9 protein-coding genes are annotated in these 15,848 nt (G+C 69.5%); 7 read left to right on the top strand and 2 right to left on the bottom strand.

Translation table 11 applies throughout. The annotated features are described in order from the left end of the window. Positions 1–149: 149 nt before the first annotated feature. Positions 150–1,376: a trypsin-like serine peptidase gene (locus tag ACWFR4_RS25165; RefSeq protein WP_453466609.1), complete on the bottom strand. Its 1,227-nt coding sequence runs from the start codon at positions 1,374–1,376 to the stop codon at positions 150–152. Positions 1,377–1,760: 384 nt separating this feature from the next. Between ACWFR4_RS25165 and ACWFR4_RS25170 the strand changes: the two genes are divergently transcribed. From ACWFR4_RS25170 to ACWFR4_RS25190, 5 genes are all read left to right on the top strand, one after another. After that, a complete protein-coding gene (locus ACWFR4_RS25170; protein ID WP_453654637.1) occupies positions 1,761–3,167 on the top strand; it encodes a diaminobutyrate--2-oxoglutarate transaminase family protein in 1,407 nt (468 codons plus the stop codon). Positions 3,168–3,325: 158 nt separating this feature from the next. Then, positions 3,326–5,656, top strand: coding sequence for an IucA/IucC family protein (locus ACWFR4_RS25175; protein ID WP_453654639.1), 2,331 nt, complete (start codon positions 3,326–3,328; stop codon positions 5,654–5,656). A gap of 39 nt (positions 5,657–5,695) precedes the next feature. After that, entirely contained in the window at positions 5,696–6,595 is a 900-nt protein-coding gene (locus ACWFR4_RS25180; RefSeq protein WP_453654641.1) for a GNAT family N-acetyltransferase, read from the top strand. A gap of 57 nt (positions 6,596–6,652) precedes the next feature. Then, entirely contained in the window at positions 6,653–8,617 is a 1,965-nt protein-coding gene (locus ACWFR4_RS25185; protein ID WP_453654643.1) for an IucA/IucC family protein, read from the top strand. A 40-nt stretch (positions 8,618–8,657) separates the two neighbouring features. After that, positions 8,658–10,640, top strand: a complete 1,983-nt coding sequence (locus ACWFR4_RS25190; RefSeq protein ID WP_453654645.1) for an ATP-dependent DNA helicase — start codon at positions 8,658–8,660, stop codon at positions 10,638–10,640. Positions 10,641–10,826: 186 nt separating this feature from the next. Here the strand turns inward: ACWFR4_RS25190 and lexA are convergent, their stop codons facing one another. Continuing rightward, on the bottom strand, positions 10,827–11,612 hold the full coding sequence (gene lexA / locus ACWFR4_RS25195) for a transcriptional repressor LexA (RefSeq protein WP_100591111.1): 786 nt from the start codon (positions 11,610–11,612) through the stop codon (positions 10,827–10,829). Positions 11,613–12,128: 516 nt separating this feature from the next. Here lexA and nrdR point away from each other — a divergent pair. Together nrdR and ACWFR4_RS25205 are read left to right on the top strand one after the other, a co-directional pair. Beyond that, positions 12,129–12,674 (top strand): transcriptional regulator NrdR, encoded by a 546-nt coding sequence (gene nrdR / locus ACWFR4_RS25200; protein WP_453466597.1) that lies wholly within the window; start codon positions 12,129–12,131, stop codon positions 12,672–12,674. A gap of 136 nt (positions 12,675–12,810) precedes the next feature. Then, positions 12,811–15,705 carry a vitamin B12-dependent ribonucleotide reductase gene (locus tag ACWFR4_RS25205; protein ID WP_453466595.1) on the top strand — a complete coding sequence of 965 codons (2,895 nt, stop codon included), beginning with the start codon at positions 12,811–12,813 and terminating at the stop codon, positions 15,703–15,705. Positions 15,706–15,848: the final 143 nt, after the last annotated feature.

A 15,848-nucleotide genomic window follows, 5' to 3' on the forward strand; every position in this document is an offset into this window, starting at 1 on the left:
GAGCTTGTCAGGTCCGATGTGAGCTCTGTGGCAAGATCTCGGACGCAGCACCCCACTATGCCTGTGGAGTTGAGGACGAACGGCGGCGGGGTGGTGAAGGTTTCGGCACCCCGCCGCCGCCCGTTGCCTGCCTACTGGCGTCGCCTGCCCTACTGGCCGGCGTACTTCTTGCTGACCGCGTCGTAGATCCCCTTGGCCTCCTTGCCGAGGCGCGGGCCCGCGAGCCAGCCGGCCGTCACCGGGCCGATCGACGTGTTCGACACCAGCGACGGCTTGCCGCTGGAGCCCTGCGCGATCCAGCCGCCACCGGACGAACCGCCGGTCATGGTGCACCCGATGCGGTACATCGTCGGCTCGGCCTTCGCGAGCGAGAGCCGGCCCGGCTTGTCGGCGCACTGGAACAGAGTCTGGCCGTCGTACGGCGGCGCAGCCGGGTAGCCCTTCGCCGTCATCGTCGCGATCTTCGGCACCGCGGGCGCGTTGAAGTCGACCGGCACGGCCGTACCGACCGCCTCCTCAAGGGACTTCCCCTCGCTGCCCTTCTCCGGCGTGACCTGGATGACCGCGAAGTCGTACGGCGCGCCCTGCCCGCCCGTCGGACCGCCCTGCTCGATCCACTGGTCGGACGTCTGCGCCCACGCGCCCCACCAGACGCCGTACGGAGCGACCTCTTCCTTGGTGGCGGTCTTGAGCTGCTCGTCCGACAGGCCCGCGTTGTTGTATGAGGGCACGAAGGCGATGTTGCGGTACCAACCGCCGTTCTTGCCGGCGTGGACGCAGTGGCCCGCGGTCCACACCATGTTCGACTTGCCCGGGTGCGCGGGGTCCGTGACGACCGTCGCCGAGCAGACCATCGAGCCCTCGGGGCCGTCGAAGAAGAGCTTTCCGGCGTACGGCGCGCTGTCGTGGTACGGCGTGCCGACGGCCGCGGCCTTCACCGGCTGCGGCGTCGGGTCCGTCACGCCCTGGTCGCCCGAGATGTCGTTGTCGTCGACCTCGTTGTCCGGGTTCTTGTCGGCGTCACGCATCCGGTCCGGGTCCCACAGACCGTCGATGATGGGGTTGACGTAGTCCTGCGCCTCACGCAGCCACTTGTCCTTGTCCCAGTTCTTCCACTCGCCGTTCTTCCACTTGTCCAGATCAATACCGTGCTCCTTGAGCCGGTCCTTGATGTCGTCCGGGATCTGGATCTTGTCGCTGCCGCCCTGCGTCGCGGACGCGGTCGGCTTCGAGTCCGCGTTGTCGTCGCCGGGACCGCACGCGGTGGCGGTGAGCGCGAGCGCCGCACCGATGGCGAGAGCGGCCGCCACGGGGGAGGTTCTGCGGCGCGCGCTCCTCCCGCGCTGAGCGGTCAAGAGCGGACGTATGGGTCGCATATCGTGAATCCCCCTGGGCTTCGAGAACTGTGCAGTGCCGGCCGCCGGCGGTCGTGAACCCGTCGCGCCACGCTCGGCAATTGATGCGCCTCGCCCCGCGACCGAACCCTCCGCCCTCCGTCGAACGGCAACCCACCCTATGCGCGCGCTGTGGGGGACTACCCACGGAACGGCAACGGTTCCGTCACGGCGTGGATCTTCCAAAGGGCAAGGAATTTCCGCCGACCCGTGATCCCGCGCAGTCACCGTCGTTGGTACGGAAGGGGGATTCGCCGTTGTCGCTCAGTCCTTGGGGTTCCGCCCCGGACACCCGTACGTCAACTGATCCCCCCATACCGAGAATTCGACCGGATCCAGCGGGATCCAGGGGGAGGACCAACAGTCGTGGCCGTCACCGAGCCTGCGCCCGCGGCGGTGTCCGCGGGGTATGAGGGGGGCGCCGCCCGTGAGGGCGCTGCCCAAGAGGGAATCCTGCGGCGGCAGTCCGCGCGGGAGTCGGCGGCCCGCACCTATGCGCGCGCCCTGCCGATCGTGCCCGTGCGGGCGCGCGGCCTGACGATCGAGGGCGCCGACGGACGCCGGTACCTCGACTGCCTCTCCGGTGCGGGCACACTGGCCCTCGGCCACAATCACCCTGTCGTGCTCGAAGCGATCAGACGCGTACTCGACTCCGGCGCCCCCCTGCATGTGCTCGATCTGGCCACCCCCGTGAAGGACGCCTTCACGACGGAACTCTTCCGTACGCTGCCCGCCGGGCTCGCCGAGCGGGCACGGATCCAGTTCTGCGGACCGGCCGGCACCGACGCGGTGGAGGCAGCCCTGAAACTCGTCCGCACGGCCACCGGCCGCAGCGGAATGCTCGCCTTCACCGGCGCCTATCACGGGATGACCGCGGGGGCGCTCGAAGCGTCCGGCGGGGCACAGGACGTCAGGGTCGCGCGGCTGCCCTTTCCGCAGGACTACCGCTGTCCCTTCGGCGTCGGAGGTGAGCGCGGCGCCGAACTCTCCGCGCGCTGGACCGAATCCCTCATCGACGACCCCAAGTCGGGGGTGCCGCACCCCGCCGGCATGATCCTCGAACCCGTCCAGGGGGAAGGCGGGGTGATTCCCGCGCCCGACGCCTGGATGCGCCGGATGCGGGAACTCACCGCGGCACGCTCCATCCCGCTGATCGCCGACGAGGTCCAGACCGGCGTCGGCAGGACCGGCGCCTTCTGGGCCGTCGAACACAGCGGCGTGGTGCCCGACGTCATGGTCCTGTCCAAGGCGATCGGCGGCAGCCTTCCCCTGGCCGTCGTCGTCTACCGGGACGACCTCGACGTCTGGCAACCCGGGGCGCACGCCGGCACATTCCGCGGGAACCAGCTCGCCATGGCCGCCGGCGCCGCGACCCTCGCCTATGTCCGGGAGCACCGTCTCGCCGAACGCGCCGCCCTCCTGGGCGCCCGCATGGTGGGCCAGCTCCAGGGCCTCGCCGCCGAACACCCCTGCATCGGGGACGTGCGGGGCCGCGGCCTGATGATCGGCGTCGAACTGGTCGACGTAGGCGCCGCCCAGGACCCGGACCGGCCGGCCGCACCCGACGTGAGCCCACATCCTCCAGCGCCCGAACTCGCCGCGTCCGTGCAGCGCGAATGCCTCCGCCGTGGACTCATCGTCGAGCTCGGCGGCCGCCACTCCAGCGTCGTACGCCTCTTGCCGCCCCTCACGATCACCGATGAACAGGCTGCCGCCGTCGTCGAGCGTCTCGCCGACGCCCTGGCCGAGGCGGCCCGCACCCATCGCGGATAGCCCAGCCGGGACCGGCCCCGCCCTGAACCCCCACACCCACCAGGTCAGGGGCGCCACGACACGGACCAACACGACACGGACCACCACGGACAGCAGCGGAACACCGGACAGTCCGGACCACCGCATCACGGAGTCAACTACCCCACAAGGAAGCCCCGTTGAACGCCAATCCCGCACCCGACGACCGACACCGTCCCCAGGCGACCGGAGCCTGCGACACGCAGCCCCAACTCGCCCCGGAACGCGGGACGGTCCCCCGGCAGAAGGACGGCAGCCAGGAGGCCGAGCATCTGCACGGCTCCACCGCCGACCTGCTGGAGCATCCCGACCCCGGCACCGCGGCCCAGGCCGCGGCCGTCGAGAACCTGCTCCGCTGCTGGGTGCGGGAGAACGATCTGGCCGAACCCCCGCACGGCACTCTGCGTATTCCTCTGCCCGCAAGTGGCACCGCCCTCCTCATCCCTGTCCACTACTGGTCCGCGACCGGCTGGCACCGGTTCGGCATGCCTCATCTCCAGGACGGCCCGCTGGACGCCCCGCGCGTCGACGCCGTCACGGTCGCCGCCCTCCTGAGCCGCGAGGCATCGGGCCCGGCAAGCGCGGCCGAGGTGGGTGCTGGTGTCGGTGTCCGGGTGAGGGGCGCCGACGGAAGCGGCGGCGATGCCCCCCGACGGGAGGGCGCCGTTCCTGGGTCGGCGGGCATGCCGGACACCGCATCCGGCGCCCTGGGCGGGCCGGAGTCGCCGACCGGCCCGACAGTGATTCCGACCACCCTGGCGCCGGCCCCGACCGCCTCGGCGCCGACCTCGGGCGTCTGCGTGCCGCCCACGCCGACCGTCCCGGCCACCCCCGAGGCCGTCGCCGCTGCCGCCACCCCCGAGGCCCCGCGTCCGCACGCCGACCCTCTCGCGCAGTTTGACGTCAGCGGCGACACCTCTTACCCGGAGGCGCAGGCCCCCGACCCCGAGGCCACACGCCCCGAGCCGTCTCCCCCCGCCACTCCTAACCCCTCCCACCCCACCCCCTCAGGCGACGGAGCCGACCTAGTGGGGCGCGTCGCCGACTCGATTCGCCGCACCGCAGACTTCATCGCCCACCGCCGCCGCAACCCCCGCGACACGACCGACCTCTTCCTGGCCGCCGAACAGTCCCTCCTGCTCGGCCACCCCCTACACCCCACCCCTAAGAGCCGCGAGGGCCTGTCCGAGGCTGAATCCCGGCTCTACTCACCCGAGTTGCAGGGATCCTTCCCTGTGCACTGGATGGCGGTGAACCGCTCGGTGCTCGCGATGGACTCGGCCTGGACCCAGCGGGGCCGCCCACTCCCGGCAGACCAGCTCACCCTCCAACTCGCAGGGACGGAACTGCCCCTGCCTGACGGCCACGCCGCGCTGCCCGTGCACCCCTGGCAATTTCGCGAGCTCAAGCACCGTCCCCAGACCGCGGCCCTCCTCGACGCCGGCCTTCTGCGTGACCTCGGTCCGCACGGCGCCTCCTGGTACCCCACCTCCTCCGTCCGTACCCTCTACCGGCCCGATGCGTCGGCCATGCTGAAGCTCTCGCTCGGCCTGCGCATCACCAACTCCCGTCGGGAGAACCTCCGTAAGGAGCTCCACCGCGGCGTCGAGGTCCACCGACTGCTGCGCACAGGGCTCTTCGAGCAGTGGCAGGCCGCCCACCCCGGATTCGACATCGTCCGCGACCCGGCCTGGCTCGCCGTCAACGGCCCGGACGGTGAACCGGTGCCCGGCCTGGACGTGATGATCCGGAACAACCCGTTCGCGCCCGGAGACGACGCAGCCTGCATCGCCGGCTTCGTGTCACCCAGACCCCCGGCCGCGCCCCACGGACAACGGGAAAGCCAGCTCATGCGCTCCCGCCTCGCCGAGACGATCACCCGCCTCGCCGGCCGCACCGGACGCCCCCGCGGCGCCGTCGCCGCCGAGTGGTTCCTGCGCTACCTCGAACACGTCGTACGCCCCGTGCTCTGGCTCGACAGCACCGCCGGCGTGGCCCTGGAGGCCCATCAGCAGAACACGCTGCTGCTGCTCGACCCCGAAGGCTGGCCCGTCGGCGGCCGCTACCGCGACAACCAGGGTTACTACTTCCGCGAGTCCAGGCGCGCCGAGCTGGACGGCCGGCTGCCCGGCATCGGCAGCCACAGCGACACCTTCGTCTCCGACGACGTCACCGACGAGAGGTTCGCCTACTACCTCGGGATCAACAACGTCTTCGGTCTCATCGGCGCCTTCGGCTCCCAACAGCTGGCGGACGAAAGGCTGTTGCTCGCTGCCTTCCGCGGGTTCCTCTCCGATGTCGCGTCGGGCCCGGACAAGCTCCGCACCCCACTGCCCGGATACCTCCTCGACTCCCCGGCCCTGCGCTGCAAGGCCAACCTCCTCACCCGCCTGCACGGACTCGACGAACTCGTCGGTCCCGTCGACACCCAGTCCGTCTACGTCACCATCGCCAACCCCCTTCATTCCTGAGGAACATGCCCCACCCCATCCGCTGAGAGGAACGTCGCCGTGTCATCCACCGACGCGCGCACCGACGCCGGAGCCACGCCCGCCACCGCCCGTACCGATGCCGTCACCGACGAGATCGCCGACACGGGCCCCGGCGCCCACGAGCTCACAGGCTCCGACCCCGGCGCAGGCACGGACGCCGCCGACACCCTGGACCTGCGTCTGCCCGACGAACTCATCGACCTGATCGCCGGACAGGGTGGAACCGGCGGACAGGCCAACGGCAGCGCAGGCCACGGGACCGGTGCAGGCCCCTCCGGGTACGGGCACACAGGCGACGGAACGCGAACACACGCACCCAGCGGCACCTCGACGGCCCTGGCGGACGACGACCTCCTCGACAACGTCGGAGCGTGGGGACCGGTCACCACACGTTCCGGCGTCTTCCAGCTGGTTCCCGTCCGTATCGAACGCGACCTGCCGCTGATCAGTCGCTGGATGAACGACCCAGCCGTAGCCGCCTTCTGGGAACTTGAAGGCCCGGAGAGCGTCACGGAGAACCATCTCCGCCCCCAACTGGACGGCGACGGGCGCAGCGTCCCCTGCCTCGGCGTACTGGACGGCACCCCGATGAGCTACTGGGAGATCTACCGCGCCGACCTCGACCCGCTGGCCCGCCACTACCCCGCCCGCCCGAACGACACCGGTGTTCACCTCCTCATCGGTGGTGTCGCCAATCGCGGCCGAGGACTCGGCACAGGACTGCTCAAGGCCGTCGCCGACCTCGTACTCGACCACCGCCCGCCCTGCGCTCGTGTCGTCGCGGAGCCGGACCTCCGCAACACCCCCTCCGTATCAGCGTTCTTGAGTGCTGGTTTCCGCTTCTCCGCCGAGGTGGACCTCCCCGACAAACGGGCCGCACTGATGATCCGAGACCGGGCCCTGCGCGCTCTGCTGTGAGTCCGTCACTCTTAGTACACCGCTCACCCCGATCCGGTTCCCTCCCGAGGAGTCCCCGTGCCGAATCCGTCCGAGCCCCAGACTTCCGCAGCGTCTCCCGCTCTGTACGACCCAGCGGAGCTGACCTCCGAGAACTGGGAGCGCGCAGCGGCCCGGCTGCTGGCGAAGATGATCGGCGAGTTCGCGTACGAGGAGATCATCGAACCGAAACGTGAGCCGGCGGCGGAGCCGGAGCCGGAGTATGGGCCGGGTCCGGGGCCAGGACGGACAGACCTCTACAGCCTTCCCGTCGAGGGTGCCCACATGCCGCCCGGCAGCGCGTTCCGATTCATGGCCCGCCGGGGCGCTTACGGCAGCTGGCTCGTAGATCCCGGCAGCATCCAGTGGATCGCCGGCCGCCCCGCCGAGTCCGTCGGCCGCGCCGCACGGACCGACAAGGACGCGGACGCCGCCGAGCCCAAGCCCTCGCTCCCCGCAACAAACCCGCCGGAACGCTTCACCGACCCCCTCGTCTTCCTCCTCCGCGCCAAGCACGTCCTCGGCCTCGACGGCGCCACGCTCGGGCATCTCATCCGCGAGCTCACCGTCACCCTCGCCGCCGAGGCCCGTCTCGACCACACCGCGCTCACCGCGGCCCAGCTCGCCGAGCTCGGATACGCCGAACTGGAAGGCCACCAGACCGGCCACCCCTGGCTCGTCCTCAACAAGGGCCGCCTGGGGTTCTCAGCCTCCGACACGGCCCGCTGGGCCCCCGAGGCACGTATCCCCGGGGCGCTCCCGTGGATGGCCGTCCACACGAGGATCGCCGCCTACAGAGGCGTCGCGGACCTGGCGACAGCCGATCGGCTGTACGACCGCGAGCTCTCCCCGGCGGCGCGGGACTCCTTCGCCGAAGCCCTCCGGGAGCGCGGCCTGGACCCGCAGGCCTATCTGTACCTACCAGTACACCCGTGGCAGTGGAACAACATCGTGCTGCCGCTCTTCGCCGGCCCGGTCGCGACGGACGCCATCGTGCCGCTCCCCACCGACGGCGACGTGCGCCTGCCCCAGCAGTCCATCCGTACGTTCCTCAACATCTCGCGCCCCGACCGCCACACGGTGAAGCTCCCGCTGTCCGTACTCAACACCCTTGTGTGGCGCGGCCTGCCGACAGCGCGCACGCTCGCGGCACCCTCGGTCACGGCGTGGATGCATTCCCTCCGTAAAACAGACCCCTTCTTGAAGGACGATTGCGGGGTCATCCTCCTGGGAGAGGTGGCTTCGGTCGCCGTCGAGCACCCCGCATACGACGACCTCGAAGAAGTCCCGTATCAGTACAAGGAGTTGTTGGGCGCCATCTGGCGCGAACCGGTCTCCCGGTATCTCGCCCCCGGCGAGCGGGCCCGCACTCTGGCCTCTCTGCTCCACGTAGACCCGCACGGCCGGGCATTCACCGGGGAACTCGTCGCCCGATCCGGGCTGACCCCCGAGGTGTGGCTGCGCCGGCTCTTCGCGGCCCTGCTGCCCCCGCTTCTGCACTTCCTCTACCGCTACGGCACCGTGTTCTCCCCGCACGGGGAGAACGCCATCGTCGTCTTCGACGACAACGACGTGCCGGTGCGGCTCGCGGTGAAGGACTTCGTCGACGACGTGAACGTGAGCGCCGAGCCGCTGCCCGAACACGACCGCATGCCGCACGACGTACGCGAGATCCTGCTCACCGAGCCGCCCGCCTTCCTGACCCAGTTCATCCACTCAGGGCTCTTCGTCGGCGTCTTCCGGTATCTGGCTCCCCTGTGCGAGAAGCAAATGGGGGTCACGGAAGAGAGGTTCTGGTCCCTGGTGCGCGCAGAGATCGTGCGGCATCAGGCGCGCTTCCCCGAGCTCAAGGAGAGGTATGAGATGTTCGACCTCCTCACTCCCCGAATCGAGCGGCTCTGCCTCAATCGCAACCGACTGCACCTGGACGGTTACCGCGACCGGCCGCAGCGCCCTCACGCGGCCGTGCACGGCACGGTGCCCAATCCACTGCACCAGCCTTGATCGCGGGATTGTCAGTGGTGCCCCGTAGGGTGGTCGAGCTATGACGAAGCCCTCCCTCCCCGAGCTCCTGCACGCCGCCGTCGCCGCCGTCGGCGGTACGGAACGACCTGGCCAGGTGACCATGGCCGAGACCGTCGCCGAGGCGATCGACGGCGGTTCCCACCTGCTCGCACAGGCAGGCACGGGTACCGGTAAGTCCCTCGGTTACCTGGTCCCTGCCCTGGCGCACGGGGAGCGGGTCGTGGTCGCGACGGCCACGCTGGCCCTCCAGCGCCAGCTCGTCGAGCGGGATCTGCCGCGCACGGTCGACGCGCTCCACCCCCTGCTGCGCCGGCGCCCCCAGTTCGCCATGCTCAAGGGCCGGTCGAACTATCTGTGTCTGCACCGCCTCCATGAAGGAGCCCCGCAGGACGAGGAGGAGGGGCTCTTCGACCAGTTCGAAGCGGCCGCTCCGACCAGCAAGCTCGGCCAGGACCTGCTGCGGATGCGGGACTGGGCCGACGAGACGGAGACCGGCGACCGGGATGATCTGACCCCCGGAGTATCCGACCGGGCCTGGTCCCAGGTGTCGGTCTCCTCCAGGGAGTGCCTGGGCGCCACCAAGTGCGCGTACGGACAGGAGTGCTTCGCCGAGGCGGCCCGAGAGCGGGCCAAGCTCGCCGATGTGATCGTCACGAATCACGCGCTCCTGGCGATCGACGCCATCGAAGGGGCGCCTGTCCTGCCGTCCCACGAGGTACTGATCGTGGACGAGGCGCACGAGCTCGTCTCCCGAGTCACGGGTGTGGCGACCGGAGAGCTGACCCCGGGGCAGGTGAACCGCGCGGTGCGCCGTTCCGCCAAGCTCGTCAACGAGAAGGCGGCCGATCAGCTCCAGACCGCAGCCGAGGGCTTCGAGCGGCTCATGGAGTTGGCGCTGCCCGGACGTCTGGAGGAGGTCCCGGAGGATCTCGGCTACGCGCTGATGGCGCTGCGGGACGCCTCCCGGACCGTCATTTCGGCCCTGGGCACCACACGCGACAAATCCGTCCAGGACGAGGACGCGGTACGCAAGCAGGCCCTGGCCTCTGTGGAGAACATCCACGACGTGGCCGAGCGCATCACGAACGGCTCCGAATACGACGTCGTCTGGTACGAGCGACACGACCGCTTCGGCGCATCCCTCAGGGTGGCCCCCATGTCGGTGTCCGGCCTGCTGCGGGAGAAGCTCTTCGCGGAGCGGTCCGTCGTGCTGACCTCGGCGACACTCAAGCTGGGCGGCGATTTCAACGGGGTGGGTGCCTCTCTGGGTCTGGCCCCCGAGGGCCAGGAGGGTGAGGGCCTGCCGCAGTGGAAGGGCGTCGATGTCGGATCGCCGTTCGAGTACCGCAAGCAGGGCATTCTCTACGTCGCCAAGCACCTGGCACGCCCCGCGCGTGAGGGCACCCGCAGCGACATGATGGACGAGCTGTCCGAGCTGATGCAGGCCGCCGGTGGCCGGACGCTGGGACTCTTCTCGTCGATGCGCGCCGCCCAGGCCGCGGCGGAGGAGCTGCGGACCCGGCTCCCCGAGTACCCGATCCTCCTCCAGGGCGAGGAGACGCTCGGCGAGCTGATCAAGGGGTTCGCGGCCGACCCCAAGACGTGTCTGTTCGGCACGCTCTCCCTGTGGCAGGGCGTGGACGTTCCGGGCGCCAGCTGTCAGCTCGTCGTCATGGACAAGATCCCCTTCCCGCGGCCCGACGACCCGCTGATGAGCGCCCGGCAGAAGGCCGTCGAGGACGCCGGCGGCAATGGCTTCATGGCCGTGGCGGCGACGCACGCGGCCCTGTTGATGGCCCAGGGCGCGGGCCGGCTCGTACGGGCGACGGGGGACCGCGGCGTCGTAGCAGTCCTGGACCCCCGGCTGGCGACGGCCCGATACGGCAGCTATCTGCGGGCCTCGATGCCGGACTTCTGGTACACGACGGACCAGAACCAGGTGCGGCGCTCGCTGGCCGCGATCGATGCGAAGGCGACCGCCGAAGCCGAAGAGACCGCGTAGCCGCGCGGACCATGCGGACGCGTGGGCGCAGCCCCGGGCACCCGGAGCTCCGCCCACGTATCGAGCCCGGCAAGCGGCAGGCGGCAGGCCCTGGACACGGCACGGAAGGACGCTCGACAGGCCCAGGACACAGCAGGGCCCCGGAACCGGCGCAGTTGGTTCCGGGGCCCGGTCAGGAGCGCGGCGTCATACCCGCCGCAGAACGGCCACCACCTTGCCGAGGATCGTCGCCTCGTCACCGGGGATCGGCTGGTACGCGGAGTTGTGCGGCAGCAGCCACACATGGCCGTCCTCGCGCTTGAAACGCTTGACGGTGGCTTCGCCCTCGAGCATCGCGGCGACGATGTCGCCGTTCTCCGCGACAGGCTGGCGGCGCACCGTGACCCAGTCGCCGTCACAGATCGCGGCCTCGATCATCGAGTCACCGACGACCTTCAGGACGAACAGCTCGCCGTCACCGACCAGCTGCCGGGGGAGGGGGAACACGTCCTCGACGGATTCTTCCGCGAGGATCGGGCCACCGGCGGCGATGCGGCCGACGAGCGGGACGTACGACGCGGCCGGCTTGCCCGCGGTGTCCGTGGGCTGCGCGCTCGGCTGGTCGGAGCCACGGACCTCGTAGGCGCGGGGGCGGTGCGGGTCCCGGCGTAGGAAGCCCTTGCGCTCGAGGGCCATCAGCTGGTGTGCGACCGACGAGGTGCTCGACAGGCCCACCGCCTGGCCGATCTCCCGCATCGACGGCGGGTAACCACGCCGCTGCACGGAGTCCCTGATCACCTCGATGACGCGACGCTGCCTGTCCGTGAGCCCCGAGCTGTCCGCCCGGATTCCGGGAGGTCGGCCCGGCAGGGAGCGCGCGGGCTTTGGCCCCTCCGCGCTCATGGATGCGTCATTCATGGCATGCACCGGCTCGAGTCGGCCCTGGGAACGGTCCTGGGCAGTGATGGTGGCGCTGTCTGCGGTGGTGGTCACGTCGGTCGGCCCCTCTCGAGATGTTCTCCCTAGCTAGCCAACGGTAGTTGCTTTCGAAAGGTTGCGCCAAACACACGTTCGAGTGAAAAATCGCAGATTGCTTGTCGTGATCATGTGCCTGGGTGTATGCCTTGCGCTTTGCCGGAGTGGCATTTCGGTTCATTACGGTACGCTCCACCGCCGAGGCCGTGACCCACTCCGTGGGGCTCCCAGTGTGCCATCCGGTGGTCCGTCAACCCGGAACCGGCCCCCTCTCCGTGCGCCGTCGCCCGTGATCTGCGCACAGCCGTCATGGGTGCGCTCCCGTCCCGGTGTTCGCGAGGTGAAATCGACACGCGTGGGGGCGATTTAGCGACCAAACCCCAGATCTAGTGGTTGGATTGCATCGGCAGCCCAGAAGTTGTGGTCCCCGGTCCATCGAGGCCTCCGCCATCGCCTATGCTTGGGGCTGCTTCGAGGGGCCTGAAGGGCCTCCCGAGGCCATTGAGTCGTGCTGTGAAGGAGGGTTGGAGTTCCATGCACTGCCCCTTCTGCAGGCACCCCGACAGCCGTGTCGTCGACAGTCGCACCACCGACGACGGCACGTCGATCCGCAGGCGCCGCCAGTGCCCCGACTGCTCCCGTCGTTTCACGACCGTGGAGACGTGCTCGCTCATGGTGGTCAAGCGGAGCGGGGTGACCGAACCCTTCAGTCGTACGAAGGTGATCAACGGCGTCCGCAAGGCATGCCAGGGTCGCCCCGTCACCGAGGACGCACTCGCCCAGCTCGGCCAGCGGGTCGAAGAGGCGGTGCGTGCCACCGGCAGCGCGGAGCTGACCACTCACGACGTGGGCCTGGCCATACTCGGCCCGCTTCAGGAGCTCGACCTCGTCGCCTACCTGCGCTTCGCGTCCGTGTACCGGGCGTTCAATTCGCTGGAGGACTTCGACTCGGCCATCGCGGAGCTGAGGGAACAGCTGCCCGGTGCGAGCCGGGGTGCCGCGGGCGGAGAGCGCGAACCATGTGACTGCGGGCCCGGAGGGACTGTCGAAGTCCCCGTGCCCGCCACCGCTGCCGACTGACCGGCCCAGGGGTCGGTCGGCGGCCATTCAGACCTGTTGCGGGCGGCAAGAGCGGCGTCCGCAATACAAGACACACACCGTGCCACGGGAAGATCGAGGCACTTCGGGGCGTTTTAGCCCGGTATAGGGAGGCGGCATGACAGAGACGACGAGTGGCCCGGCACGAGGTTCCCGCGCCAAGGGAGCCAAGGCCAACAAGGGGCTGCGTATCGAGCGCATCCACACGACTCCCGGCGTGCATCCGTACGACGAGGTGGAGTGGGAGCGCCGTGACGTCGTCATGACCAATTGGCGCGACGGCTCGATCAACTTCGAGCAGCGTGGCGTCGAGTTCCCCGGCTTCTGGTCGGTGAACGCGGTCAACATCGTCACCAGCAAGTACTTCCGCGGCGCGGTCGGCACCCCGCAGCGCGAGGTGAGCCTCAGGCAGCTCATCGACCGGATCGTGAAGACGTACCGGAAGGCCGGAGAGGACTACAAGTACTTCTCCTCGCCCGCCGACGCCGAGATCTTCGAGCACGAGCTGGCGTATGCCCTCCTGCACCAGATCTTCAGCTTCAACTCTCCGGTGTGGTTCAACGTCGGTACGCCGCAGCCCCAGCAGGTCTCCGCCTGCTTCATCCTGGCCGTCGACGACTCCATGGAGTCGATCCTCGACTGGTACAAGGAAGAGGGCATGATCTTCAAGGGCGGCTCCGGCGCCGGCCTGAACCTCTCGCGGATCCGTTCCTCCAAGGAACTGCTGTCCTCGGGCGGCAACGCCTCGGGTCCCGTCTCCTTCATGCGTGGTGCCGACGCCTCCGCAGGAACGATCAAGTCGGGTGGCGCCACGCGCCGCGCGGCCAAGATGGTCATCCTCGATGTCGACCACCCCGACATCGAGAACTTCATCGAGACCAAGGTGAAGGAAGAGGAGAAGATCCGCGCGCTGCGTGACGCGGGCTTCGACATGGACCTGGGCGGCGACGACATCACGTCCGTCCAGTACCAGAACGCCAACAACTCGGTCCGTGTGAACGACGAGTTCATGAAGGCCGTGGAGACCGGCGGCAAGTTCGGTCTGCGCGCCCGGATGACCGGTGACGTCATCGAGGAGGTCGACGCCAAGTCGCTCTTCCGCAAGATGGCCGAGGCCGCGTGGGCGTGTGCCGACCCCGGCATCCAGTACGACGACACCATCAACCAGTGGCACACCTGCCCGGAGTCCGGCCGGATCAACGGCTCGAACCCGTGCAGCGAGTACATGCACCTGGACAACACGTCCTGCAACCTCGCGTCGCTGAACCTGATGAAGTTCCTGAAGGACGACAGCAAGGGCCACCAGTCCTTCGACGTCGACCGCTTCTCCAAGGTCGTCGAGCTGGTCATCACCGCGATGGACATCTCGATCTGCTTCGCGGACTTCCCGACGCAGAAGATCGGCGAGAACACCCGCGCCTTCCGTCAGCTGGGCATCGGCTACGCCAACCTCGGCGCCCTGCTGATGGCCACGGGCCACGCGTACGACTCCGAGGGCGGCCGCGCCCTGGCCGGTTCCATCACGTCGCTGATGACCGGTACCTCGTACAAGCGTTCCGCCGAGCTCGCCGCGGTCGTCGGCCCGTACGACGGCTACGCCCGTAACGCCGAGCCGCACCAGCGCGTCATGAAGCAGCACGCCGACGCGAACACCAAGGCCGTCCGCATGGACGACCTGGACTCGCCGATCTGGGCCGCCGCCACGGAGGCCTGGCAGGATGTCGTCCGCCTCGGCGAGAAGAACGGTTTCCGCAACGCGCAGGCCTCGGTCATCGCCCCGACCGGCACCATCGGTCTCGCGATGTCCTGCGACACCACCGGCCTCGAGCCCGACCTCGCCCTGGTCAAGTTCAAGAAGCTGGTCGGCGGCGGCTCGATGCAGATCGTCAACGGCACCGTCCCGCAGGCCCTGCGCCGCCTGGGTTACCAGGAGGAGCAGATCGAGGCGGTCGTCGCCCACATCGCCGACAACGGCAACGTGATCGACGCCCCCGGCCTGAAGACCGAGCACTATGAGGTCTTCGACTGCGCGATGGGCGAGCGTTCCATCTCCGCGATGGGCCACGTCCGCATGATGGCCGCCATCCAGCCCTGGATCTCCGGCGCGCTGTCCAAGACGGTCAACCTGCCCGAGACCGCCTCGGTCGAGGACGTCGAAGAGGTCTACTTCGAGGCGTGGAAGATGGGCGTCAAGGCGCTCGCCATCTACCGCGACAACTGCAAGGTCGGCCAGCCCCTCTCCGCCAAGACCAAGGAGACGGAGAAGGAGGCGGTCACCGCCAAGGCCGAGGAGACCATCCGTACCGCGGTCGAGAAGGTCGTCGAGTACCGTCCGGTCCGCAAGCGTCTGCCCAAGGGCCGCCCGGGGATCACCACCTCCTTCACCGTCGGTGGCGCCGAGGGCTACATGACCGCCAACTCCTACCCGGACGACGGTCTCGGCGAGGTCTTCCTGAAGATGTCGAAGCAGGGCTCCACCCTCGCCGGCATGATGGACGCCTTCTCGATCGCCGTCTCCGTAGGCCTGCAGTACGGCGTCCCGCTGGAGACGTACGTCTCGAAGTTCACGAACATGCGCTTCGAGCCGGCCGGCATGACGGACGACCCGGACGTGCGGATGGCGCAGTCGATCGTCGACTACATCTTCCGCCGCCTGGCGCTCGACTTCCTGCCCTTCGAGACGCGCTCCGCGCTCGGCATCCACTCGGCCGAGGAGCGTCAGCGTCACCTGGAGACGGGCTCGTACGAGCCGTCCATGGACGAGGTCGACGTCGAGGGTCTGGCCCAGTCCGCCCCGCTGCAGACCGAGTCCCTGAAGGCCGTCGTCGAGGCCCCCAAGGCCGAGGCCGTGGCGCCGGCTCCGCAGCAGGCGCACACCAGCGCCGAGCTCGTGGAGATGCAGCTGGGCATCCAGGCGGACGCTCCGCTGTGCTTCTCCTGCGGCACGAAGATGCAGCGTGCCGGCTCCTGCTACATCTGCGAGGGCTGCGGCTCGACCAGCGGTTGCAGCTGATCCGCTGACGCAGTGAGGTGAGGGGCGGCGGGCCATCAGGCCCGCCGCCCCACACCCCGTTCGCCGTCCCGGGGGGGGCCCTGCGCGCGGGCCAACCCGGCGGCGAACCAAATCGGGTGGCGGGCGGAGCCCAGGGGGTTACC

The sequence above is a fragment of the Streptomyces sp. NPDC055140 genome, assembly GCF_053607285.1.

Bases quoted from the DNA above. Each gene is read 5' to 3' on its own strand.
- ACWFR4_RS25165 (WP_453466609.1), bottom strand. From the start codon at position 1,376: ATGCGACCCATACGTCCGCTCTTGACCGCTCAGCGCGGGAGGAGCGCG.
- ACWFR4_RS25190 (WP_453654645.1), top strand. From the start codon at position 8,658: ATGACGAAGCCCTCCCTCCCCGAGCTCCTGCACGCCGCCGTCGCCGCC.
- nrdR (WP_453466597.1), top strand. From the start codon at position 12,129: ATGCACTGCCCCTTCTGCAGGCACCCCGACAGCCGTGTCGTCGACAGT.
- ACWFR4_RS25205 (WP_453466595.1), top strand. From the start codon at position 12,811: ATGACAGAGACGACGAGTGGCCCGGCACGAGGTTCCCGCGCCAAGGGA.